The following is a 24,451-nucleotide window of genomic DNA, read 5'->3' on the forward strand; positions in this document are numbered from 1 at the left end:
ACGTGGTTTCGCGTACGCAAAACAATCTTTCCCCCGCACTGTGTGATGCAGTGCCCGATAGCAATACAATGAATCCTGACCGGAATACCGGTTCATGGAGTCGCTCGACGACGTCGAGGGGTGGTTCCTTCGGCCCGACGAGCGACGGCAGTGACGCTGCGCGTGCGCGACGTCGCTCCACTCCCGCGGCGGGATCTAACAGAACATCCCGCCGCGGGAGTGCCTCGTCGGTACCCTCCGGACCCGCCCGCCGCCACCTGCTGTCGTTGCGGCTCGGCGGTATGCCCGACCAAATGATCCTCGATCTCACGAAGCTCAGCCTCAGTGATGTGGAGACAGTCGCCAACCACAAATGCTTCGAGACCACCGCAAGCATCTCGAAAGCTATTCTCGACGTCACCTTCCACCCCACCCGGGGACGGGCGATGACCTTAGGTGTCGGAGCTCAGCGACGGATCCGGGCCCTCGTCGCGATGGGCTACTCGGTGCAAGCGCTGTCCGAACTGACCGGGCTGTCGGTGCCCAAGCTTTCGACGTTGCCATCGGATCAAGTTGTCCCCAGTGAACTCTGGTCCGTCATCAACGACGTCTACGACCAGATCTCCATGACACCCGGCCCCGACGAGCAGGTCCGGAATGCAGCCCGTGAGCAGGGATGGGCGACGCCTCTTGCTTGGGACGATGACGAAATCGACGACCCCCGAGCACGTCCACATTCGCCCCGAGGCATCCGCGGCGTGGACGAGGCGGCCGTCTACCGTCGCCTGTGCGGCGAATGGAGACTGCCGCTCACTCTTGCAGAGCAAGCCGAGATCGTAGGAATTTCGCTCCGTCGGCGGTGGTCAACCGAGCACCTGGCCGACGTACTCGGAATCGATCTCGACTCAGCGGTGAAAAAGAAGGTCCGCTACCGTGCCCGGATGGCCGTGCACGCCGCTCGCTCCGATGGTGAACGAGAAGCCGATGTTGCGTAGCGACTACGTCAGAAGTGTCGTGGTCGCTCTGGCGGCAGGCGTCCTATGGGCCTTGATCGAGGCGTCGTCGGCATCCTGGGCCAGCACTCAGGCATCAACTGCTGCGACTGTCGGCCGCGTCTCGATTGTCGCGATAGCAGTGATCGTCGGGGTAGCTCTGTCGGCCGCGCTGCGGACCACCGTCATCGCGGTGTGTGCACGGGTCGAGATCTCCGTCGACGAGGCGGCGCTGGGGACGAAAATTCCCGTCATCGTCTCCGGTGTCGTGTGGGGCGTCATCTCCGCTTTCGTCAGTACTCCGACGAGTGCGCCGCCGGCGGCAATGCTGTTCTTGGCTCTGGTAGTGCCCTGGATTGCGTGGATCGACCAACGCGTGCAACGGATTCCGACTGCTCTTGCGTATCTGGCCGCCAGCGGAACTGCAGCAATGATCTTGCTCACCGGTGTCGTTCACGGCACCTGGGGCGCGGTCGGTCGCGCCCTTCTGGCCGGCCTGGCCGCCGGCATATTGTTCTTCGCGCTTGCAGTGCTTCTGCGCGGCGGAATCGGTATCGGCGATGCGCGACTGGTGGTCTCGCTCGCGATGGTCCTAGGCTACGTCGGCTGGACATCCCTCGGTGCGGCGCTGGTGTTCTCGATCCTGACGGCTTTCGTCGGAGTGATAGTCGTGCGGGTCCTTCGAGCGATCAGATCCGAGCCTGCACGGTCGCATATCGCGCTGGGCCCGTACCTCGCACTCGGCACCGCGCTCACTCTCGTCGCATCCTGATCCGCCTGCGCGCAGTTGCGTCCTGCTTTTTCTTCCCTCCCCGAACTCGACAGCTCCCGAAGAGGTGATTGCCATCATGGCGAAGACACATCAGACCGCATGGACAGCCATTGCCGCAGCCGTGATGGTCGCTGTGGCGGCCGCGGCTGCCGTGGTGATCACGACGGATCACCACGAGGCCGACACTGCGCCACCACCACCCCAGGTCTTCCACGACGTCATCACCGTTGCGAGCCTTCTCGACGCCCTGCCCGTCGTCGACGATATCGACAGCACGGCCAGGTGGCCCGACGGTCAGCGCTTGGCGGAACTTCTCGTGCGGCCGCCAGGCAGCGATCACGGATGCGACACCAGGAACATCGCATTGGCAGCGGAGCTCGAGGCCGTCACATTCGCTGCCGGAACGGACAATTGCGTTGTGGCACAGGGCGTGTTGAATGATCCATACACCGGTGTCACCGTCGAATTCGATGCAGCATCTGAGAAAGATGCTGCAGCAAGCGATTACGTCTACCCGCTGGACGCGGCGTGGGCGTTGGGTGCTGCTGCATGGGCACCCGAACAGCAGCAACGCTTTGTCAGCGACGTACAGACCAACATCATCGTCGCCAGCGCGCAGGCAGTTGAACATCGAGCCCAACGTGGGCTTTCTCAGTGGCATCCGAGCAACGACGACCTCGCATGTGCATTTGCGGCGAAATATCTTCGTGTGGCGCAGACATACGCCTTGCCCATCACCCGCGGTGATGCTGTCGCGGCCACGCAACTCTGCGGTCTCGGCAACACCGCGGTGACAACTGCGGGCGAGACCGAACCGGCGAACTGACCACACGATCGGCCACACAAATCTCCTCCCCAAGAGGAAATGAAAGTCCCTCGCACACAACATGAAAGAAGGAATCTCATGCCCAAGACCGCCGACCAGGCCGATGCAACCACCCGCGAGATCCTCGGCCCGCAGTTCACCGCAATGCGCAACCTTGTCGAAGCAGCCGAGAACAGCCGGCAGAAGGCCGAAGCAGTCGCCAAAGCGCAGGCCGAACATGTCGACTCGACCGCCGAATTCATCGTGGCCTACGACGCCGCCAAAGCTGCAGGCTTCACCACCGCCCAACTGAAGAAGGGCGGCTACGTCCGGCCATCACTGAAGGGAGTCGCAAAACCGGCCACCAGCAAGAAAGAACCCACGCAGACCCCGCCGGCAGAAACCGCCGCCACCGGCGGCGAACCCCACGGGCACGACAGTGGGCAGCAGAACCATGCCGCACCGGCGTCGGAGGAACACCGGAGTGATCACCACAACGAGCACGGCGAGCACGACGCCATGGCGAGCTGACATGACATCCCGTCGACAACCAGAGGGGGCTGTGCGATGAGCACCGACCGAACCGACGCGATCACCCATATCGAGCTGGCCTGCGACGTCTGCGCGCTGGAACCCAGGGACGGGGGAGCGGGACCGCGGGGCGCATGGTGGGCGGTGGCCATGAAAGATTGCTGCGCCGGCGGACAGCTCATGGCCCACCTCGCGTGCGACGAGCACTTCTTCGATCTGATTTCACAGAAGCTGCCCGGCGTATGCACGAGTTGTGGCCACCTGAGCCGGACCCTGTCCGACGTCGTCGATGTCGCATGGACGATAGGAACCGGAACCGACCTGCCCGGCCGGCCGGGACGATGACCCAAGCTGTCGCACTGCTCGGTGGAGGCGTCCGCCGAGCGTGCACTTGCTGCAGCGCTGTCGAATACTTCGGCGGCGCTGCAGGTCGAGTCGGTACCGCCGCCCCCCGCGGGGCCGCAGTACCGACTCTGTATCCGGGACCGCAAGACCCCCTCCGGGTGAGGTCCGATGTCCTCCGCGCGCCGTAGTCGTAACCGCGTCACCCCAGACGGGGGCGCGTTCGACCCCGATCGAGGATCCAGCGGAGAGCTGGAGAAGAAGCAAGGGGTGGTGCTCCCGCACGCATCCTTCGCCGACCGAGCCGCGAATCGCGAGCATGCCCGCGGCCTCGATACCGACATCGAAGGACTGCCCGGTCTGACACGCGCGCGCCGCGACCTCGAACGCGCCTTCCCCCGCAACACCGCCGCGCCGATCACGAACGAACGAAAAAGACGTTCGCTGCCGGCCGCGATCGAACTCCGTCGAAGCCTCAGCGCCCGCCAGCGCAATGCGCGATCAGCCACCAAAAGGACTGTCGAGCAGAGCGTTCCCCGAGCCCAGCACCGTGCGATGAGCACACTGATCGGAGATCCAGAAAATTGGAAACGCACCAACGACGCATTGTCCGATGTCAACGGTGATGCAGTTCGGCTCGACGACGACCAGCGCCGCCACATCCAGAGAGTCGACCGCGCAATCCAGCGATACGAGCGTGAGTCCGGACGTGGACACCTGGTCTACACCGTTGTGAGCTTGCCCCACGCCGTCATCCATCCATCCGAGCTACCCGAGACCCTCTCACCCGGCTCGGTCATAGCTTTCGACCGCTTCACCGGCGCCCGCCACTCGATCCACGAACTCGACGCACACAGCCATCCGACGGACGCCGTATTCGAGATCCAAACAACACGAGGGCTGTACCTCGGAGCATCGGACAAGGGCGACGACACGAGCCACCTCCTCCCACGGGGCACCCGCTACCGAGTCGTCAACTCGCACTTCGTCCCCTACGAGCGACCAGGTCAGAGGGTCAGGGAAAGGCTCGTCGTGCAACTCGAAGACATCGACACGGACTGACCATCAGCGAAAGGAACAAACAGACATGCCCACCGAAAAGGCCTCACCGCCACCACACCGACGAGAACGCCGCGCACCATGGCAATTTCATCCAGACATCATGCCGCGCGCCGACTTTCGCGCCGTCCAAGCCGAAGACCCCCAGACCGGACCCATCGACGGAGCCATCGACACCGGCGAAGAATCGGAATAGAGACGGTCACTTGTCATGGGCCCTGCGCGATCGGATGCTCTCGTCGAGCCACTCCGCACCATGATGACGGCCACAAAACGTGATACGCGCCCAAAACAAACCTCATCGGTTGCTTCTAACGTAGCCAGGGTGGAGCATACGAGTCATGCCTGTCTCTGAACTTCTGCGCCTCGGCAATGCTCGACCAATCGTCCGATGGGGCGACCCTGTCCTGCACACATCGGCTCGACCGGTGACCGACTTCGGTCCTGATCTGCAAAGTCTGCTTGCCGATATGTTCGCGACCAATACTGCTGCGGACGGTGCCGGCCTCGCCGCTCAGCAGGTAGGCATCGACCTTGCGGTGTTCATCTACGATTGCAGTGACGAGACCGGGACACGGCGAACTGGTGTCGTCTGCAATCCGGTAGTCGAACTCGCCGAAGGAAACGATCGACACCTCATCGATTTCGGTGAAGGATGCTTGTCCCTCCCCGGCGCATACACCGACCTCGCACGGCCAGAGTTCTCTATCTGTCGAGGACAGGACCAGTACGGTAACCAGATCGAACTCAACGCAGGCGGCACGCTCGGGCGTTGTTTCCAACACGAAACCGATCACATCAACGGTATCGTTTTCGGCGACCGCCTCTCGAAGCGCAAACGTAAACAGCTCTATCGTGACCACGAGACGGTCTCTGAGCAGTACAGCAACGATTGGCCAACACGATAGATTCTGCTCCGGAAGCAGTGACCGCTCTGCTCCGCCTACCCACCCGGTGACGTCAAGACCTTCACGAAGCCTGACATTCATCTACACGAAACAGTAGGTCGAACCCTCAACGCATCCATGGCTCGCTATTGCACGGCAACGGACCATATGGTCTTGTATCCTGGGCTAGGGAACAGGAGTTCGGGGAACATATGCCTTACGCAATGGCTGCGGCGTCGCTACGGGCCGCGATTCCAGAGGTAGTGACGGCGTACAGAACCACTTTGCTACGCGAGAATAGTCCCCTCGGGATCAATCCGGGGGTGTGGTCACAGTGCCGCCGCCAAGCACTGGCAATCCTCAACGAGTGCGTAGATGCATTAGGCCTTCCCACGTCTTCGACTACTCGGTCGGCGATTCCAGACGAGTACACCCGGTTGCTCGGCTCGCATCGAGCCCTACAGGCAATACCGGCTTCGGAGTCCGTGCGAGCTGTGGAGATTCTGTGGTCATCCCTTGAGCCTGCAATAGAGCTGGCCGCCAAAGAGGCACCCTTGACACACCGACCTGGGGTCTGGAGACGCATCAACGCCGCTTTTCGCCTTGCTGCCGGTGGCCGCCTTCACACGGGCATGCTCAGCTACGAGGAGACCCGAGGCCATTTGAGGGACAGGCAACTTCGAGTGCTTGAGGCCGCGTCAGACGCATCTTTGACCAACCGGGAGCTTGAAGTCTTGGAGGCTGTGGCGTTCGCGATGACCAACCGGCAGATCGCTCGCACTCTGAATATTTCAGAGCTCACAGTCAAGCGGCATCTGTCCAACGCCTATCTGAAACTTGGGGCGTCGTCCCGTATGGACGCGTTGCACAGGCTATTCGGCAGCCGCATCTAGCGGCCCGCAATTTCATACCGCGCGCACCAGGAGGGTGCCGAGCATCGCGAGGTTTGCTGCGTACTGGGTGGCCATGAAAGCGCGGTACCCGCAGCGCCGTGCCTTCAGGTCATAGTCGTTCGCCCGCGCGCATAGCGCCATCACCCAGAGAGCTCCAGCAGTCAACGGCAATGTTCCGAACAGTGCGAGCGGTGCCCATAGCAGTGAGGCGATCGGTGCGCATACTCCAACGACAGTCGTTCCGAATATGGCCAGCCGCCGTGCAGAGCTGAGTCCACGTTGCGCTGCCAGAGTGCGCCTCCCACCAATGGCGTCCCCGTGGGCATCGGATAGGTCCTTCACGACCGCTCCCACCAACGCCATCCATGTTGCCATCGATGCGCAGAAGACTTGTTCCGTACGCCCAAATCCTCCGCCGCCGGCGGCCGCTCCGGCAGCATAACTTGCCCAGCCGAGGCCGAATATCACTACAGAAGAAGACAAACTCCAACGCTTGGCAGCCAGTGGCGGTGCCGAGTACACCCACCCAAGCGTCAGGAAGGCGAAGGTCCAGCACCACATCTCGCGCCCCGCAACTGCAGCCATCAGCAGGGCTGTGATCGCCGTAGCCACGCTGACCCACCGGGCTGTACGGACTGCCAGTTCCCCCCGCGCAATCGGTCGCTGCGACGCGTTTGCCACATCCTCAAGGACGTCAGTCACACCATTGAACAAGTACGTCGATATCACGACGGCCCACCAGGTCAACGCGCCGGCCGCTAATTGTCCGACACCGACAGGCCCTGCAGTCGCTGATACGCCGGCAATTCCAACCGCGAATCGAAGCAGATAGACACCTTGGACCTGCGGTCTGGCCTCCACGAAGCACAACCATGCATTTCTTGCGGGACTCGACGCGCCCCCAGGACGACCTACCTGTGTGCCGTGCTTGACCGACTCACACCGATACGACCACCCATCTGACACAGCCGGAGCCTAGCTGTCGCAGTGCACGAAGGTTTCTGCCCGGACTTGTCTTCGCTAAAACTACATCCAAAGTTGTAGTTTTCTGAGGTATTACCTACTCCCTTCGTGCCACAAAGGGGACCAACGTATTCGCTGCTAGGCAGACTCGACTGGTACCGAAATGCACAGCAGGCGTACTGCAACTCTCCGAGTAAGCGAGGACCATGAGCAATCCGTTCGACGATGAAGACGGCAGCTATTTCGTTCTCACCAACGAGGAGGGGCAGCACTCTCTCTGGCCGGTCTTTATCGACGTCCCGGCCGGTTGGTCAAGAGTGTTCGGCGAGGCCAAGCGGACTGCTTGTCTGGAGTACGTCGACACCCACTGGACCGATTTGCGCCCCAAGTCACTCGCCATTGCTCAGGCCGAAAACCGCAGCCAGACAACTAATGTCGGACCAACTATGCGGCCGGGAACGACCAATTCGGTTGAGGGCATCCCAGCCGATGCCTACCACAACGAAATTAGGTCGTAGCTCGATGGGAGCACAGTCAGGCTCGTCCGTCGCGGACGTTGTTGGGGTCGGTTTTGGACCCTCCAACCTCGCTCTCGCGATAGCTCTTCAAGAGTCCATCCAGCCCGGACCGGTGCCGGCAAAGTTCAGCATGAAGTTCTACGAGCTCCAGCCTCGTTTCGGCTGGCACCGTGGGATGCTCATGGAGGATGCGACCATGCAGGTCTCTTTTCTCAAAGACCTTGCCACCATGCGCAATCCGATGAGTCGGTATACGTTTGTGTCCTACCTCCGAGAGAAAGAGAGAATTGCTGAGTTCATCAACAGCAAAACTCTCTACCCACTGCGGGTGGAGTTTCATGACTACCTGGAGTGGGCAGCTAGCCAATTTCAGTCAAACGTCTCGTACGGGTCCGAGATCAAAGACATCCGACCAGTAGTCGAGAATGGCGTGGTGGAGTACGTCGATGTAGTCGGCCCAGATGACGTTGTTCAGCGGGCGCGGAACATCGTGATCGGAATGGGTTTGACGCCTCGACTTCCCGATGGTGTCAACAGATCTGAGCGGATCTGGCACAGCTCCCAACTGCTGGGCAGAGCAGCCGCAGTTACATACGTCCCTCAAAATTTTGTCGTCGTGGGCTCTGGCCAAAGTGCCGCCGAAGTTGCTGACTACCTTCATCGGACTTTCCCTCGCGCCAATGTGCACACCGTCCTGTCCCGCTACGGCTACAGCGTCGCCGATGACAGCCCGTATGCGAATGGAATTTTCGATCCGGAGGGAGTTGACCGGTTCTTCTCCGCTCCGACCGACGAGAAGCAGAGGCTCCTCGAATACCACGCCAACACCAATTACTCAGTGGTCGATCTCGATATTTCACAGTCGCTGTATCTCAAGAGCTACCAGGAGAAGGTCCTGGGCAAACAGCGGTTACGGATGATCAACACCTCGCGCGTCACATCCGTCGACGAGGACACAGACGGCGTACGGGTCGAGGTCACATCCTCGGCCACCGGTCTGACCCATACCATCGAAGCAGACGTGATCGTCTACGCCACCGGCTACCGGCCAAGTGACCCGGCACCGCTACTCCAGGGCCTGATGCGCGAATGTAAGCACGACGAGCAGGGACGGCTCAGCGTGGGACGCGACTACCGAGTGACGACGTCGGATGCGGTGCGCGCCGGTATCTATGTGCACGGTGCCAGTACCGAACACAGCCATGGACTTTCTGCTGGTCTCCTGTCCAACACTGCAGTCAGATCCGGTGAAATCGCCCAATCCATTCTCAGGAGATGACCATGTACGTCCCCCGGATCTACAAGGCAAGTGATCGGACATGGCTGCGCCGCGTGGTTGCGCAGTACCCTTTTGCGGCTCTGATCTCAAACGGCCCCAAGGCCTCGTACGCCACCCATTTGCCAGTCATCTGTGCTCCCTGCGCCCCTTCAGAGAGCGAGGACTTAGAAGGATCGACACTGTTTGGGCACATGAACCGGGCCAATCCCCACTGGGACTCGCTCGTCGACGGTGCGGATGCCCAACTTATTTTCACCGGGCCTCATGGGTATGTCACCCCAAGTGTCTACCAACGCGATTCTGTAGCACCGACCTGGAACTACGTCTCGGTACATCTCCGAGGAAAGCTGCAACCTGTTGCCGATTTCGAGGAGACGCTCAAGGTCGTTCAATTGACAGTCAGTACGTACGAGCAGAAATTCGGCAGCGGGTGGGAGATGGACAGTTCGCTGGACCACTACCGAAGGATCGGTCCGGCTGTGGGTGCATTCAGTTTTGAGGTGGAATCGGCGGATGGCATGTTCAAGCTCAGCCAGGAGCAGAACCTCGAGACCAGGCGACGGGTGGCGGACCACTTCAGCGCGAACCACGCCGGGCGAGGCAAAGAACTAGCTTCGTTCATGCGGGAGTACAGCCATGGTGACTACAACAACTTCTGATGAGGACATGTCGGACGCACCGACGGAACCCACGGCCCGGGAGCCTTTTGCGCCAAAAGAGCATTCCGTGCCCGCCATTTGTAAACCTTCAATTTCGCACCGGCTCAGCCATTTCGGCCTGGTCTGTTCATCGGTTTACGGATGCAAGCGGAGTTTATAAATTGTGCTACTGCTCTCACGCACCTTGTCCGCCGCCATTCCGACTCGTCGAGCAGGTCAATCGTTCTACCTTCGGAATGAAGTTGGGATTCCGGGGGATTGCTTCCGGACCAAAATCCGGCAAAAGAGCCGACCGGCGAACGTGACCAAGTCGGTGTCATCGCCAGAGAAAGCCAGAAGGTTGGTAATGGATTACGACGTTGTTGTTGTTGGGGCGCGATGTGCCGGCGCTTCGGTGGCACTGCTGTTAGCCAGACAGGGGCGAAGTGTTCTGCTGGTCGATAGGGCCTCCTTTCCGGCGGACACCATGTCCACGTTGTATATCCAGCACCCTGGGGTCGTGAGACTCGCACAGTGGGGGATGCTCGATGATGTTGTGGCCTCCGGTTGTCCGCCTTTGGGCACTATTAGTCACGATGTGGATGGACTGAGTCTGATCGCTGCTACCCCGGCGAAGGACGGTGTTAATGCCGCTTACGCACCACGGCGGTACATACTCGACGATCTACTCATTCGAGCTGCCGTGTCAGCGGGCGCGGAGTTCTCGGATCGGACGTCGGTCCTAGAATTGATTTGGCACGACGAACGCGTCGCCGGAGTTCGCCTCCGGAGTGGAAATTCGACCACATCGGTGTCTGCTCGATTGGTTATTGGGGCCGACGGTATGCGATCAAAGGTCGCGGAACTTGTTCAGGCACCGATCCTCCGATCGGCACCCATAGCAAGCTGCGTGTACTACACCTTCTGGCAAGGCTTGCGAACAGGATTCGGATTCCATGAGCGAGTCGGCCGCTGGATAGCCCGTATTCCAACACATGACGACCTGACAATTGTGGCAGCTTACCTGCCGCAGAGCGAATTCTCGGTCGTTCGGCGGGACCCGCAGAGGGCGTACTTGTCCGCGATCGAATCGACAGCGCCGGATTTATACGAACAAATTATGGCACTCGACCGAGTGGATCGGTGGTGGGGTACGGGGGACCAACGCAACTATTTCCGTAAATCGCACGGTCCGGGCTGGGCATTGACGGGGGATGCGGCTCACCACCTTGACTCGATCAGCGCCCGCGGCATCACCAATGCGCTGATTCAAGCCGACCTGCTCACCGATTCTATTTCCGGGGTGGATGTCGGGAACTCGGTCGCAGTAGATGAGGCGATGGTGCACTTTGCACTGTCGACAGGAGCTGTTCTAGAGGAGCCGTACATGAGTACTCTCGCCCTGGCGAAGCTTCAACCGACGAAGTCCCGGTTGCGCATGCTGCATGCCATTGCCAATTCGCCCGAACTTACATCTCGGTACTTCGGTTTGGTTTCGGGGGCCATCGGGATGCGCGAATTTATGTCGGCCGAGCTCGTCGACTTGTTGTAGCTTGCTGATGAAATATTTCGGGTCTGAATCTAACGCTGAGGGTGGTCACCCGAGTGGTTCGCAAGGAAGTGTTTTGCTGGGCGCTGAAAGGGTTGAGCATTGATCCCGTTGTCTTTTGCGCAGCGTAGGCTGTGGTTTATCCACCAGTTGGAGGGATTGTCGTCAACTTACAATATTCCTCTGGTCTTACGCCTGACTGGTGAGCTCAGTGTTCATTCGCTGGGCAGGGCAATCGGCGATGTCGTGAGTCGACACGAAAGTTTGCGGACTGTTTTCCCCTCCCATGAGGGTGTGCCGGAGCAGCGTGTTCTTGGCTCGGCCGACGCAGACTTCGGCTGGGACGTAGTCGAAGCGTCAGGGTGGTCGACAGACGCGTTGAACGATGCAGTCGCACAGGCAGTGGGATACAAATTCGACCTCAGCTTTGAGATTCCGTTCCGAGCGCAGCTCTTCAGACTATCGGCCGATCAGCATGTATTGGTGCTCCTGATGCATCACATCGCGTCAGACGGCCAGTCCCTCACGCCCCTCGTACGCGACGTCGGGCTGGCGTACAGGGCCCATGTGGGCGTAGAGGTGCCTGCCTGGGTGCCGTTGCCATTGCGATATCGGGATTACACGCTCCGTCAGCGTGAGTCGCTCGGCGACGAGTCCGACCCCGACAGTGCGCTGAGCCGGCACCTCCTTTACTGGAAGAACACGCTAGCCGGATACGAGGGGCGGCTTGAGCTCCCAACCGACCGCCCTTATCCGGTCGTGGCCGACTATCGAGGCAATCGAATCCCCATCGAATGGCCCGTGTCGATGCAAGAGCAGGTGCGACAGTTGGCCCGGGAGCATCGTTCTACCGGCTTCATGGTGATTTCGACGGCGCTGGCGGTGCTGTTGTCCGAACTAAGCGGCACCTCCGATGTCGCTTTCGGTGTTCCAACTACGGGCCGACGTGACGCTGATCTTGCGGAGATGGTCGGTTTCTTCGCCAACACAGTAGTGCTCCGCGTTGATGTGTCTGCCAGTTCGACGTTCCGTCGCCTCTTGCAAAAAGTACGGGACGCGGTTTTGGACGCATTGGCCCACCAGGATGTCCCGTTCGACGCGCTGGTGGATCTCGTCAAACCTGCTCGGTCACAATCGCATCACCCACTGGTCCAGGTCATGCTCGGATGGCAGAACCAGATCTCCACGGAGTTGGACTTGCCGGGGGTGCTGGCAGAGGCGGTACCCACCATTTCTCGACAGGCCCGGATGGACTTGACCTTCAGTCTCCGGGAGCGGTACTCCGAGTTCGGCGAGCCGCAGGGAATCGACGGAGTGGTCGAGTACCGCTCTGATGTCTACGACGCTGCATCGGTCGAGACCATGATCGTCAGGCTTGGGCGAATCATCGCCGAGATGATCGCCGTGATCGACCAGCCAGTCATCTCGATCGACGTACTAGACAGAAACGAACACACTCATCTTGACCGCCTGGGCAATCGTTCTGCGCACTCTCAGACTGCCGCCAGTATATCCATAGCCGAACTGTTTGCAGCACAGGCGAATCGAGCGCCGGAAGCGCACGCCATGGTTTTCGAGGATCAGGTATGGACTTACAGGGAAGTTGACGAGGCCTCCACGCAACTGGCACATCTACTAGCCGTTCGTGGGGTACGCGGAGGAGAAGTTGTTGCTCTCATGCTCCCGCGTTCCAACAAGACAGTAATCGCGATCCTGGCAGTGTTGAAACTGGGCGCAACCTATGTACCCATTGACATCAAGCACCCCGATGAGCGGGTGGCGTTCATCTTGGGCGATGCCGCTCCAGCTGCCCTCGTGACCACTGCCGAACTGACTTGCCGGGTAGACTGTTTTGGTATCGAAGTTGTGGATGTCGACGACGACGCGATTGCCGTGCAGCCGGTTACGGCTCTGCCTGCGCCAGAGGCCGGCCAAGTCGCGTACATCATCTACACCTCCGGTACCACCGGTGTCCCCAAAGGGGTTGCCGTTACCCAGGCGAGCGTCACGCGATTGTTCAGCTCGACGGCTCCGGGGTTCGTGCCGTCCTCAAACCAGGTGTGGTCACTCTTCCACTCCTACGCGTTCGATGTGTCGGTATGGGAGATGTGGGGCGCGCTGCTACACGGTGGCCGACTGGTTGTCGTACCTGGAGAAATTGCCCAGTCCGCCAACGACTTTCATCAACTACTGCGAGACCAGAACGTATCCGTTCTGAGTCAGACACCGTCAGCATTTTATGCTCTGCAGGCAGTCGACATGCGCCGGCCGGGCGAGTCTCGGCTGAGCGGTCTAGAAGCGATTGTCTTCGCAGGCGAAGCTCTCGAACCGTCGAAGTTGCGACCTTGGCTAGATCAGCTGGATTCCTGGCCGCACCTGATCAACATGTACGGCACCACAGAGACCACCGTCCACGCATCGTTCCGGAGGATCGTTTCTTCTGACCTCGACAGCCATGTCAGTCCCGTGGGCGGTCCGCTTGCTGACCTTGCCTTCTTCGTATTGAATACCGGTCTCCGCCGCGTGCCGGTAGGAGTAGTCGGAGAGTTGTATGTGGCAGGTCATGGTGTCGGCCTGGGCTACTTGAAACGCATGGGGCTGACGGCGTCGCGGTTTGTTGCTTCTCCGCTCGGCCCGCCGGGCTCGCGGATGTACCGGACGGGTGACGTAGTGCGGTGGAACCGCGAGGGCGAGCTGGAGTATGTGGGCCGCTCGGACGACCAGGTGAAGATCCGTGGTTTTCGTGTTGAACCGGGTGAGGTCGAGGCTGCTCTTTCCCGTGTCGCGGGGGTGGAGCGCGCCGCGGTCGTGGTGAGGTCTTCGAGTTCGGGCAAGCAGCTGATCGGCTACGTCGTACCTGCGGAGACCGGTCCAAAAGTAAATGGTGCTGTGGTGCGTGGTGATGTGGCCGCGCACCTACCGGAGTACATGGTCCCCACAGTGGTGATGATCGTCGATGACCTACCGCTTACGGTCAACGGCAAGTTAGACAAGCAGGCATTGCCGAATCCAGAGTTCGCAGGCGGATCCTACCGAAATCCGTCGACCTTGGTTGAGGGAATTTTGGCTGAAATCTTTGCGCGTGTGCTGGACCTACCGCGGGTAGGGGTGGACGACTCGTTCTTCGACCTCGGCGGAAATTCGCTATCGGCGATGCGAGTGATCGCGGCCGTGCAGGAGTCGTTTGATTCATCGATCGGCGTGAAGGCGCTCTGGGAAGCCTCAACGGTATCGGGGTTCGCACGGTTGGTGGGTGGATCGCCGGGTGGCGGCGTGGCATGGGTCCCAGTAGCTCGTCCCAAGCGATTGCCGTTGTCGTTCGCTCAGCGTCGGCTGTGGTTCATCCACCAGATGGAAGGGCAGTCGGCGACGTACAACATACCGCTACTGATTCAGATTACCGGTTCTTTGGATGTCTGTGCGCTGCGCGCGGCGATCGCTGATGTTGTGGAGCGGCACGAGAGTCTGCGGACAGTGTTTCCAGCGGTGGCTGGTGTGCCGGAGCAGCGTGTCCTTGCAGCTGAGACTGACTTCGACTGGGACATCATTGACGCCACCACCTGGACGGAACTTCAAATATCCGACGCAGCGCGTGTTCGGGGTCAGCATGCTTTCGACCTAGCCGAAGACCTTCCTTTCCGCGCGGCGCTGTTTGTCGTGTCTGCCACTGACCATCGTCTGGTCGTGGTCATGCACCACATTGCAGTCGACGGGGGGTCACTTCCTCCGCTCCTGCGTGACCTATGGAGCGCCTACGGAGTCCGCGCTGCGGGCGAGTCGCCTTCCTGGTCGCCACTTCCCGTCCAGTACGCCGACTACACGCTTTGGCAACACGCTCTGCTGGGTGACGAAGCGGATTCGCAAAGCGTGCTCGCCGGGCAGTTGAAATTCTGGGAACACGCCCTGAAAGATCTACCCAGCAGGTTGGAGCTTCCCACGGACCGGTCGTACCCGGCGGAGACCGACACGAATGGGGGTCGAGTCGTCGTCGACCTGCCCGCGGATTTCCATGAATTGGCGCAGCGGATCGCGCGGGAACGCAATGCGACGACGTTCATGGTGATGTCGGCGGCGCTTTCGGTGCTGTTGGCGCGTTTGAGCGGGAGCGCGGATGTGGCGTTCGGGGTGCCGACGGCGGGGCGGGGGCGAACCGAGTTTGACGGCATGGTCGGGTTTTTCGTCAACACGCTGGTGTTGCGTACGCGGGTTTCAGCCGAGATGAACTTCGGTGATTTGTTGGAGGAGGTACGGGAGCGGAGCCTGGACGCGTTCGCGAACCAAGATGTGCCGTTCGATGCGCTTGTCGAGCGCCTCAATCCGGTCCGTACGCAGGCTCACCATCCGTTGATCCAAATCCTGTTCGCCTGGCAGAACGACCCGGTCCCCGACATCTCGGTGCCGGGTCTCGACGTGGAGACGGCGTCAGTCGACATCGGAGCCGCTCGAATGGACCTGGCATTCAGCCTGCGCGAGCGGTTCACTGCGGACGGTCAGCCCGATGGGATCAGCGGAATCGTCGAGTACCGCACCGACATCTTCAACGCCGAGACCGTAAAGCGCATGGCGGCTCGGTGGCAGCAGCTATTGATTGCGATGGCGGCGGGCCCGGATCGTCCTTTGGCTTCGTTCGACATCCTGGGTGAGGATGAGCTGACGCAGCTGGACGTACTGGGTAACAGGTCGGCTGTGACGGAGTCCGTTGCTGGCGTGTCGATTCCGGAGTTGTTCGCCGAGCAGGTGAGGGTGCGGCCGGACGTCATAGCGGTGGTGTTCGAGGGTCGGTCGTGGACGTATCAGGAGTTGGACGACACATCGACGCAGTTGGCTCATTTGTTGGCTGGGCGTGGGGTGGGAGTAGAGGACGTTGTTGCACTGTTGCTGCCACGTTCGGAACACACTGTGATAGCCATACTTTCGGTGCTGAAGCTGGGTTCTGCTTACTTGCCGATCGACATCAACACCCCTGACGAGCGCCTGGCATTCGTTCTACAAGACGCTGCGCCGGCCGCGATTTTGACCACGGTGAGCCTCGCTGGTCGCGTCAGTAAGTCCGGGGTCCCACTGATAGATGTCGAGGATCCCAAGGTCGCTGAACAGCCGACGACGACGTTGCCGGTGCCGAATGCTGACCTCCTCGCGTACATCATCTACACCTCAGGAACGACAGGCACACCCAAAGGCGTCTCGGTCACCCACCGCGGCGTCAATGACCTCATCGCTACCCACATCGCGCGCCTCGCCAATGTCGAGGACCCGACCACCGGCACTCTGGAACCCCACCACCACGTATGGACGCTGTTCCATTCATACGCATTCGACTTCGCGGTCTGGGAGATGTGCGGCGCGCTTCTGCACGGGGGACGGCTGGTCGTGGTTCCCGAAGAGGTTGCCTACTCTCCTTCCGATTTCCATAACCTGCTCGTAAACGAAGAAGTAACGGTGCTGACCCAGACACCGTCGGCGTTGGCACGGCTGTCTCCCGAGGGGCTACCGTCGATCGCGCTACTTCTACTCGGGGGAGAGACGTGCCCAGCCCAGCTAATCGAGCGATGGGTGACGCCTGAGCGAGCCGTGATCAATGCTTATGGCCCGACCGAGTGCACCGTCTACGTTTCGATGACCGAACCGCTAGTCCCTACAGGGGCAGTGCCGATCGGTGCCGCTGGCTCCGGCACTGCGTTGTTTGTGTTGGATTCCGGTTTGCGGCGGGTTCCGATCGGTGTGGTTGGTGAGTTGTATGTCGCGGGGCGGGGTGTGGCACGCGGTTATGTGCGACGGCCGGGCTTGACGGCATCGCGATTCGTCGCGTGTCCGCTCGGCCCTTTGGGTTCGCGGATGTATCGCACCGGCGATCTGGTTCGTTGGAATCACGACGGCGAGCTGGAGTATGTGGGTCGCTCTGACGATCAGGTGAAGATTCGTGGTTACCGCATCGAAATCGGTGAGATCGAATCGGTGCTCCGGACGGCCCCCGGAGTAGGACAGGCTGCGGTCGTCGTCCATGAGGACCACCCAGGGTACAAACGGCTGATCGGCTACGTCGTTCCCCACACAGACTGGGCGGGCGAGTTGGATGGCAACCAATTGCGCCGCTTGACCGACGCGTGGCTGCCCGAATATATGTCGCTTGCGGCGGTCGTGGTCCTCGATGCATTGCCCATGACGAGTAACGGCAAGCTTGACAAAAAGAGGCTTCCGGTACCTCAACTAGGACAATCGAACCAATACCGAGCACCGACTACTCCACTCGAGGAGAGCCTGGTTGACATCTACGCGCGCGTACTGAATGTGGAGAAAGTTGGAGTCGACGATTCGTTCTTCGATCTAGGCGGCGACAGCATCTCGTCCATTCAGGTGGTGTCCCGGGCCCGGCAAGTCGGTTTGTACTGCAAGCCCCGCGACATCCTGGTGGAGCGAACCGTGGCACGACTTGCCCACGCTCTCCAGCTCTCGGTCCCGGAGCAGTCTCTCCTTCGGCCGGCTGAGGCTGGGCCCGTCACGGCAACGCCGATCATGCGGTGGCTGGCATCTCTCACGGCACCGACAGACGAGTTCAACCAAACCATGTTGTTCCAGGGGCCGCAGCAGGCGAAGTACAGCGACGTGGTGTTGTTACTACAGGCATTGGTCGATCGGCACGCCATGCTCCGGTTGCAGGTGGACAACGCCCCGACTGAGGACGCGGACAACTGCATCGTCCTACCAACAGGCTCGATCAGCGCAGCCGACTGTGTAACCCCCGTCGTGGACTTCTCCGATACCACGTTTGCCAATGCCTTGAGCCGTCTTGACCCGCGTCGAGGAGCCATGGTGCATGGGCTGTGGGCTGAGCGCACCCGCCAGCTGTTGCTCATCGTCCACCACCTCGCGGTCGACGCGGTCTCCTGGGGAATCATCCAAAGGGATCTCGCAACGGGTTGGCGCTGCCTCACCGAGCGGCGAGAAATTACCCTGGATGCCAGCGGCACCTCGTTCCGTGAGTGGTCAACGATGTTGGCGCAGTACGCTGCCGAGCGGAAAGTCACTGACCAGCTTCCGCATTGGCAGCGCATTGAAGCCGTTGCCACCCTGCTGCCCAGCCCGCACCCGACTCCTGGTATCTGGCGCGATGTGGAGCATCTGTCGGTCAGCATCGACACGGAGCTAACCGAAGTGCTGGTAACCGACGTGACTGCGGCTCTGCACATCAACGTTCAGGATCTGCTGCTCATCGCACTCGGTTCTGCCCTCGCTGAACAGCACCAGCACTTCGACGTCCCTTTCCGCATCGACGTGGAGAGCCACGGACGTCGCGATGAAATCGGCAGTGGGATCGATTTGACCAACACCGTCGGATGGTTCACCGCAAAGCACCCGGTCGCTTTGAACGTCGTACCCATGGACCGTGACACTGTTCTGACCGGGGGCTCGGACATGGGTATCTGGATAAAGGACGCCAAGGAACAGCTGCGTGCCCACCCCGACGGAATCACCTACGGTCTTCTCAAGTATCTAGGCACCAACAATCTGTCTGGCGTAGATCCCGCCATCGGCTTCAACTACCTCGGCCGGCGCAGCGTGAGCCAGCTCGACGCACCCCTCGAAGATTGGCGGATCCTCGGACCGACTGAATCGCCTGATGCTCGACGCTTTGGTTCCCGCTCGATGCTGTTGCCGCACACAGTCGGCATCAATGCAGCCGTGCTAGCCGAAGGTTCGCAGTCAGAACTACACGTGTCCTGGAGTTGGACGAGCACACAGGTGGATCGCTCCTATATCACCGAGCTGTACGCGCGCTGGTATGACGTTCTAGCTGGAATTGCGGCGTACGTGCAGAACGGCGGCGGAGGACTGACTCCCTCCGACGTCCTGCCGGCGGTGGTCAATCAGCGGCAGATCGATCAACTCGCACAAATCGTGGAACCAGCAGACCTTCTCCCGCTGACTCCGCTTCAAACCGGGCTGCTTTTCCATCGCCGTTCCGGCAGTAATGAACCCGTAGAGCTGTACACCGTGCAACTGGGTATCGAGATTGCTGGCGTACTCGACGTGCCGCGCTTGCGCGAGGCCGCTCATACAGTCGTCGGACGCCACCCCAACCTAATGGCTCGGTTCGTCTCCGAGGGTTTCCCCGAGCCGGTGCAGATCATTCCGACACGCCCAGACATACCGTGGACGGTAGTTAACGGCTACGAGTGCGATCAGAGGCTGCTGGATGCAGAGCTCGCCGCCTGCGGCAACCTCGTAGATGAGGCACCGCTACGGATTCTCCTTCATCAGACTGGGACGAATAAGCACACGCTGGTGCTATCCGTCCATCACATCGTGGTGGACGGTTGGTCAATCCAGATTCTGCTCAAAGAGATGTTCGCCGTCTACGAACGGGAGACTCTGGCACCCGCGCCCACCTTCCGAAATTACGTCGAGTGGCTATCCGCCCAGGACTGGAGCGCGGCGCGGCGGCATTGGCAGAAGCTGCTGGCGGGACTTCAAACGCCGACCTTGTTAGATCCAGGAGATCGCTTCACTGATGCGCGATCGCTGTTGCGAGTCGACCTCCCTATCGACGTCACGCGTTCTGTTGAGCAGTTGGCTCGCTCGCAAAACACGACCATGAACATCGTGCTACAGGCCGCCTGGGGCCGTCTGCTGGGCGCATTGACTGGCAGCGGAGACGTCGTCTTCGGCACTACCGTATCGGGGCGGCCAGCAGAACTGTTCGGCAGCGAGTCGGCGGTGGGCATGTTCATCAACACCGTCCCGGTAAGAGCATCCCTGACCGCGACGACGACCACGGCTGAACTGATCGGCATGCTGCGGGACGACTACCACGATGGGCTAGACCACCAGTTCGTGGCCCTGGCCGATATCCAGCGCGCCGCGGGACATCAACAACTGTTCGACACCCTCTTCGTCTACGAGAACTACCCACTGAGGATGTCCGGCGGGCAGCTCGAGACAAACGGACTGAGCGTACGCATAGCCTCAAGTCGCGAGTTCACTCACTATCCAATCGCCTTACAGATCTGGCCCGGTCCACAGCTGAGGGTGCGGCTGGAATACCGCATGGCGGTCCTCGACGAGCGGTTGGCCAAGCAAATCCTGGTATGGCTCCAGACACTATTGATTGCGATGGCGGCGGGCCCGGATCGTCCTTTGGCTTCGTTCGACATCCTGGGTGAGGATGAGCTGACGCAGCTGGACGTACTGGGTAACAGGTCGGCTGTGACGGAGTCCGTTGCTGGCGTGTCGATTCCGGAGTTGTTCGCCGAGCAGGTGAGGGTGCGGCCGGACGTCATAGCGGTGGTGTTCGAGGGTCGGTCGTGGACGTATCAGGAGTTGGACGACACATCGACGCAGTTGGCTCATTTGTTGGCTGGGCGTGGGGTGGGAGTAGAGGACGTTGTTGCACTGTTGCTGCCACGTTCGGAACACACTGTGATAGCCATACTTTCGGTGCTGAAGCTGGGTTCTGCTTACTTGCCGATCGACATCAACACCCCTGACGAGCGCCTGGCATTCGTTCTACAAGACGCCAAACCAGCAGCAATAGTGACAACGGTAGCGCAATTGCACCGGGTCGATGAGAGCAAAGTGGCAGTCGTGACCCTCGGGGGCAGGGTCACCGTCGAACCTCCCACTGTCACCTTTCCATTCCCCCATCCAGAACTGACGGCCTATGTCATCTACACCTCAGGAACGACAGGCACACCCAAAGGCGTCTCGGTCACCCACCAGAACGTGACGCAACTGTTCACCAGACCCGCACGGACGTCCGAATTGTCGCCAGGACAGGTGTGGTCGATGTTCCATTCGTACTCGTTCGATGTGTCGGTGTGGGAGATGTGGGGCGCTCTGCTGCACGGTGGCCGCTTAGTCATAGCCTCTGAGGACACGGCCAACTCTGCCACCGACTTTCATGACCTACTTGTGAACGAAAGTGTTTCGGTTCTGACCCAGACCCCGTCCGCCCTCGGCCGGCTGTCACCGCAGCGGCTGAGCGCATTGAGGACCATTTTTGTGGGGGGTGAGGCGTGCTCGCCCGAACTTGTCGATCGGTGGGCTTCAGGCCGAGAAATGATCAACTCCTACGGTCCTACCGAAAGCACCGTTTACGCCTCTATGAGTGCGCCCATGAAGCCTGGTCATGGAGCTCCTATCGGTACGCCGGTGCCGGGTGATGCGTTGTTTGTGTTGGATTCCGGTTTGCGGCGGGTTCCGATCGGTGTGGTTGGTGAGTTGTATGTCGCGGGGCGGGGTGTGGCACGCGGTTATGTGCGACGGCCGGGCTTGACGGCATCGCGATTCGTCGCGTGTCCGCTCGGCCCTTTGGGTTCGCGGATGTATCGCACCGGCGATCTGGTTCGTTGGAATCACGACGGCGAGCTGGAGTATGTGGGTCGCTCTGACGATCAGGTGAAGATTCGTGGTTACCGCATCGAAATCGGTGAAGTGGAAGCAACACTCGCTGCCTTGACCGGAGTGGAGCGTGCGGCAGTGGTGGCCCGTGATACCGATACCGGCAAGCAGTTGATTGGCTACGTCGTACCTACCGAGGTGTCTGCGGGAATCGATGGTGGGGCGCTGCGCGAACGAGTTGCCGCGCGATTGCCTGCGTACATGGTTCCGGCCGTGGTGATGGTCATCGACGAGTTGCCGTTAACTGTCAACGGCAAGCTGGACAAATGGGCGTTGCCCGAGCCGCAATTCGCCAGCGGCGTTCACAGAGCGCCGTCATCTCCGGTTGAAGAAATTATCTCCGGCATTTTCACGAAGGTTCTCGACCTGCCGCGAGTCAGCGTGGACGACTCCTTCTTCGACCTGGGCGGCAACTCGCTCTCTGCGATGCGTGTCGTAGCCGCCGTGCAGGAAACCTTCGACTGTGAAATCAGCGTCCGTGCACTCATGGAAGCCCCCACCGTAGCGGGCCTGAGCAAACAACTCTTCAACTGGTCCAGTTCCGACGAGATACCTCAGGTCGTGAAGTTGTGCCGAGGGCCAGGGCGTCCACTTTTCTGCATACACCCTGGTGGGGGCGTCAGCTGGGCGTACCGCGCCTTGGGAAGCATCGTGCAGCGCCCAATATTCGCTATTCAGCAAACCGTCGACGGCGAACGTCCGCGTACGGTCCGCGAAATGGCCGGCGAGTATGCCGACCTCGTCCAGTCAGTCCAGCCCGATGGGCCCTACGACCTGCTGGGATGGTCCTTCGGTGGTGTCGTCGCCCACCAGATGGCTACCGTGCTGGAACGGAGAGGGGCGCACGTACGTCGGCTAATACTGTTGGACGCAGCTCTAGTAGAACCCGGTACGACACGCTCGCCAGACGCGGATTTCAATGAGACCGACGTCCTGCGGCATTTCGTGTCCAAGAACGTCGACCTGCCCGATCTGAAAGAATTGACCTCTTACGAGCAGGCCACGGAATGGCTGGAAACTCATTCGTCACTCGGCGCAGCTATTCCGCCAGCTTGGATGATCAGCCACGTCGTTCGCAATCTCCGATTCAATTCTGACCTCTGGCACGGCCACACACCGGACCTATTCGGGGGCGGCGCTGTGGTGTTCCAGGGAAGCGATCACGAACGCGATCCAGGTTATTCAAGAGACTGGACACGTTTTATCGCTCGTCCAGTCACGGAGATCGCAGTGGAGTGCGAACACAACGACATGTTGAGTCCCGATGCGTTGGACGCCTACGGCGACCGGCTGCGTGCAGAACTGGAAGGCGACGATTATGAGTAAACCAGGCGAGTTTCCTTATGAGGCAGGTATTCATCCCAAGGGCTATGTGTCTAGGCCATGGACGATCAGGCAATTGGCTGGGCTTGGCGACGGCGTAGACACCAATAGGCGGTTCCATTATCTCCTCGACCAAGGCGAGACAGGTCTTTCGTTGGCTTTCGACCTGCCCACCCAGCTCGGACTCGACCCGGACGATCCAACGGCTGCCGGTGAGGTCGGTCGCGCCGGGGTCTCGGTGTCCACCGTCGACGACTTGGCCGCAGTGTTCGACGGAATACCGCTGGATCAGGTGTCAGTCTCTTTCACCATCAATGCGACCGCACCGATGATCTTGGCCCTATGGATCGTGGTTGCCGAAGAATCAGGCGTCAACCCTGCGCTATTACGTGGCACTTTGCAGAACGAAATGCTGAAAGAGCACGCGGCTCGCAAGGCGTTCGTGTTCGACTTGGACGACAGCTTCCGCTTCTCGTTAGACGTTATCGAGTACTGCATACGCAACTTGCCCAAGGTCAATCCGGTATCGATCTCGGGTGGACACGCCCGTGAAGCCGGTGCGAGCCGAGCAATGGAAGTGGCGCTCGGCATCGCTGATGCGGAGACGTACTTGCAAGGGATGCTGGAGCGGGGGTTTACCGTCGACGAGGTCGCACCCCGGCTCAGCTTCATCTTTGGGACCCATATGGAGGTTCTTGCCGAGGCGGCCAAGTTCCGTGTCCTACGCAGGATGTATGCCCGCCGCATGGTGGACCTCTTCGGCGCTGCTGACGCGAAGTCGAGCCGCATGCGTGTTCAGGTCAATACTTTCGGCTCCGCTCTCGCCGCCTCCGAACCGCTCAACAACATCGCGCGTACGACCATTCAGGCCGTAGCGGCCGTCCTCGGCGGGGTGCAGTCTCTGCATGTGTGCGGCTTCGACGAGGCCGAACAAACGCCTGGGCAGCTATCGGCACGCATTGCGCTGAGGATTCAGCAGATCATCTTGAAGGAAACCGATCTAGCCAGATACGTCGACCCCCTCGGCGGGTCCGAGGCAATAGCTCGCATCGCCGATGAAATCGAAGCAGAGGCTACGGGGTGGCTAGATGACATCGCTGCCCATGGTGGCTTGTTGGACTGTCTGCGCAGTGGCTGGCTGGAATCGCGCATTGACGACATGGCCTACGCCACCCGCGGCCCCGTCGTCGGCGTCGTCGAAGCCGAGAGTTCCGAAGAAGAGGAGTGGCTCACTGAAAGGCAACTGCGTTCGGGTGTCGTACCGGGCCGCCGCCGTCCCTTCGAGCGCGGGGTTTGTAGCGCAGAACTACGTGCTGTGACCGATGACGTGGCCGCGGGCCGCAATGTCATGAATTCGATGATCGCAGCAGCACGGGCTCGGGCCAGCATCGGCCAAATGCAACGGGCGGTGGCAGAAGGGCTCGAATCGAAATGACCGCATCTAACCGGAGCAGCAGCAGTCCGGGTCAATCCCGTACCCAAACACACTCAAGGGTGCAGCCAACTGACCACTCGGATGGGGA

Annotated in this window: 16 protein-coding genes; 15 read left to right on the plus strand and 1 reads right to left on the minus strand. The window is 60.5% G+C overall.

Features of this window, described 5'->3' with window-relative positions; genetic code table 11:
• The first annotated feature begins 293 nt into the window (after nucleotides 1-293).
• The 9 genes from CH306_RS25400 (at nucleotide 294) to CH306_RS29620 (ending at nucleotide 6,260) form a co-directional block, all read left to right on the plus strand.
• Nucleotides 294-974 carry a hypothetical protein gene (locus tag CH306_RS25400; RefSeq protein WP_052049379.1) on the plus strand — a complete coding sequence of 227 codons (681 nt, stop codon included), beginning with the start codon at nucleotides 294-296 and terminating at the stop codon, nucleotides 972-974.
• A complete protein-coding gene (locus CH306_RS25405) occupies nucleotides 964-1,743 on the plus strand; it encodes a hypothetical protein (protein WP_015586156.1) in 780 nt (259 codons plus the stop codon). Before CH306_RS25400 ends, CH306_RS25405 begins: the two co-directional genes overlap by 11 nt.
• A 76-nt stretch (nucleotides 1,744-1,819) precedes the next feature.
• Nucleotides 1,820-2,569, plus strand: a complete 750-nt coding sequence (locus CH306_RS25410; protein WP_015586157.1) for a hypothetical protein — start codon at nucleotides 1,820-1,822, stop codon at nucleotides 2,567-2,569.
• A gap of 78 nt (nucleotides 2,570-2,647) precedes the next feature.
• On the plus strand, nucleotides 2,648-3,079 hold the full coding sequence (locus CH306_RS25415; protein ID WP_015586158.1) for a hypothetical protein: 432 nt from the start codon (nucleotides 2,648-2,650) through the stop codon (nucleotides 3,077-3,079).
• A 36-nt stretch (nucleotides 3,080-3,115) separates the two neighbouring features.
• Complete coding sequence (locus CH306_RS25420; RefSeq protein WP_015586159.1) at nucleotides 3,116-3,424, plus strand: hypothetical protein; 309 nt, start codon at nucleotides 3,116-3,118, stop codon at nucleotides 3,422-3,424.
• Between the two features lie 168 nt (nucleotides 3,425-3,592).
• Entirely contained in the window at nucleotides 3,593-4,483 is an 891-nt protein-coding gene (locus CH306_RS25425) for a hypothetical protein (RefSeq protein ID WP_015586160.1), read from the plus strand.
• A gap of 25 nt (nucleotides 4,484-4,508) precedes the next feature.
• Nucleotides 4,509-4,676 carry a hypothetical protein gene (locus CH306_RS29230; protein ID WP_155289036.1) on the plus strand — a complete coding sequence of 56 codons (168 nt, stop codon included), beginning with the start codon at nucleotides 4,509-4,511 and terminating at the stop codon, nucleotides 4,674-4,676.
• Nucleotides 4,677-4,821: 145 nt separating this feature from the next.
• Nucleotides 4,822-5,388, plus strand: coding sequence for a peptide deformylase (gene def, locus CH306_RS25430; protein WP_015586162.1), 567 nt, complete (start codon nucleotides 4,822-4,824; stop codon nucleotides 5,386-5,388).
• Nucleotides 5,389-5,999: 611 nt separating this feature from the next.
• Nucleotides 6,000-6,260 (plus strand): helix-turn-helix domain-containing protein, encoded by a 261-nt coding sequence (locus tag CH306_RS29620; protein ID WP_080730074.1) that lies wholly within the window; start codon nucleotides 6,000-6,002, stop codon nucleotides 6,258-6,260.
• Between the two features lie 12 nt (nucleotides 6,261-6,272).
• Here the strand turns inward: CH306_RS29620 and CH306_RS25440 are convergent, their stop codons facing one another.
• Entirely contained in the window at nucleotides 6,273-7,226 is a 954-nt protein-coding gene (locus CH306_RS25440; protein ID WP_080730065.1) for a UbiA family prenyltransferase, read from the minus strand.
• A gap of 203 nt (nucleotides 7,227-7,429) precedes the next feature.
• Between CH306_RS25440 and CH306_RS25445 the strand changes: the two genes are divergently transcribed.
• From CH306_RS25445 to CH306_RS25470, 6 genes are all read left to right on the plus strand, one after another.
• Nucleotides 7,430-7,741, plus strand: a complete 312-nt coding sequence (locus tag CH306_RS25445; RefSeq protein ID WP_015586165.1) for an MbtH family protein — start codon at nucleotides 7,430-7,432, stop codon at nucleotides 7,739-7,741.
• Between the two features lie 4 nt (nucleotides 7,742-7,745).
• A complete protein-coding gene (locus CH306_RS25450) occupies nucleotides 7,746-9,020 on the plus strand; it encodes a lysine N(6)-hydroxylase/L-ornithine N(5)-oxygenase family protein (RefSeq protein WP_015586166.1) in 1,275 nt (424 codons plus the stop codon).
• A complete protein-coding gene (locus CH306_RS25455) occupies nucleotides 9,017-9,679 on the plus strand; it encodes an FMN-binding negative transcriptional regulator (RefSeq protein ID WP_218828473.1) in 663 nt (220 codons plus the stop codon). The genes CH306_RS25450 and CH306_RS25455 overlap by 4 nt, the downstream gene beginning before the upstream one ends.
• A 346-nt stretch (nucleotides 9,680-10,025) precedes the next feature.
• Nucleotides 10,026-11,210: an NAD(P)/FAD-dependent oxidoreductase gene (locus tag CH306_RS25460; RefSeq protein ID WP_015586168.1), complete on the plus strand. Its 1,185-nt coding sequence runs from the start codon at nucleotides 10,026-10,028 to the stop codon at nucleotides 11,208-11,210.
• A 108-nt stretch (nucleotides 11,211-11,318) separates the two neighbouring features.
• Nucleotides 11,319-22,931, plus strand: a complete 11,613-nt coding sequence (locus CH306_RS25465) for a non-ribosomal peptide synthetase (protein WP_254923896.1) — start codon at nucleotides 11,319-11,321, stop codon at nucleotides 22,929-22,931.
• Nucleotides 22,900-24,363 (plus strand): methylmalonyl-CoA mutase family protein, encoded by a 1,464-nt coding sequence (locus tag CH306_RS25470; RefSeq protein ID WP_032364855.1) that lies wholly within the window; start codon nucleotides 22,900-22,902, stop codon nucleotides 24,361-24,363. Before CH306_RS25465 ends, CH306_RS25470 begins: the two co-directional genes overlap by 32 nt.
• Nucleotides 24,364-24,451 lie beyond the last annotated feature (88 nt).

Source organism: Rhodococcus sp. 15-725-2-2b (assembly GCF_002259075.1).
Taxonomy (GTDB): Bacteria; Actinomycetota; Actinomycetes; order Mycobacteriales; family Mycobacteriaceae; genus Rhodococcoides.

What these genes read in the sequence shown, in the direction of transcription:
- CH306_RS25405 (WP_015586156.1), top strand. Translation starts at nt 964, where the DNA reads ATGTTGCGTAGCGACTACGTCAGAAGTGTCGTGGTCGCTCTGGCGGCA.
- CH306_RS25425 (WP_015586160.1), top strand. Translation starts at nt 3,593, where the DNA reads ATGTCCTCCGCGCGCCGTAGTCGTAACCGCGTCACCCCAGACGGGGGC.
- CH306_RS25455 (WP_218828473.1), top strand. Translation starts at nt 9,017, where the DNA reads ATGACCATGTACGTCCCCCGGATCTACAAGGCAAGTGATCGGACATGG.
- CH306_RS25450 (WP_015586166.1), top strand. Translation starts at nt 7,746, where the DNA reads ATGGGAGCACAGTCAGGCTCGTCCGTCGCGGACGTTGTTGGGGTCGGT.
- CH306_RS29230 (WP_155289036.1), top strand. Translation starts at nt 4,509, where the DNA reads ATGCCCACCGAAAAGGCCTCACCGCCACCACACCGACGAGAACGCCGC.
- CH306_RS25415 (WP_015586158.1), top strand. Translation starts at nt 2,648, where the DNA reads ATGCCCAAGACCGCCGACCAGGCCGATGCAACCACCCGCGAGATCCTC.
- CH306_RS25410 (WP_015586157.1), top strand. Translation starts at nt 1,820, where the DNA reads ATGGCGAAGACACATCAGACCGCATGGACAGCCATTGCCGCAGCCGTG.
- CH306_RS29620 (WP_080730074.1), top strand. Translation starts at nt 6,000, where the DNA reads ATGCTCAGCTACGAGGAGACCCGAGGCCATTTGAGGGACAGGCAACTT.
- CH306_RS25420 (WP_015586159.1), top strand. Translation starts at nt 3,116, where the DNA reads ATGAGCACCGACCGAACCGACGCGATCACCCATATCGAGCTGGCCTGC.
- CH306_RS25445 (WP_015586165.1), top strand. Translation starts at nt 7,430, where the DNA reads ATGAGCAATCCGTTCGACGATGAAGACGGCAGCTATTTCGTTCTCACC.
- CH306_RS25400 (WP_052049379.1), top strand. Translation starts at nt 294, where the DNA reads ATGATCCTCGATCTCACGAAGCTCAGCCTCAGTGATGTGGAGACAGTC.
- def (WP_015586162.1), top strand. Translation starts at nt 4,822, where the DNA reads ATGCCTGTCTCTGAACTTCTGCGCCTCGGCAATGCTCGACCAATCGTC.
- CH306_RS25460 (WP_015586168.1), top strand. Translation starts at nt 10,026, where the DNA reads ATGGATTACGACGTTGTTGTTGTTGGGGCGCGATGTGCCGGCGCTTCG.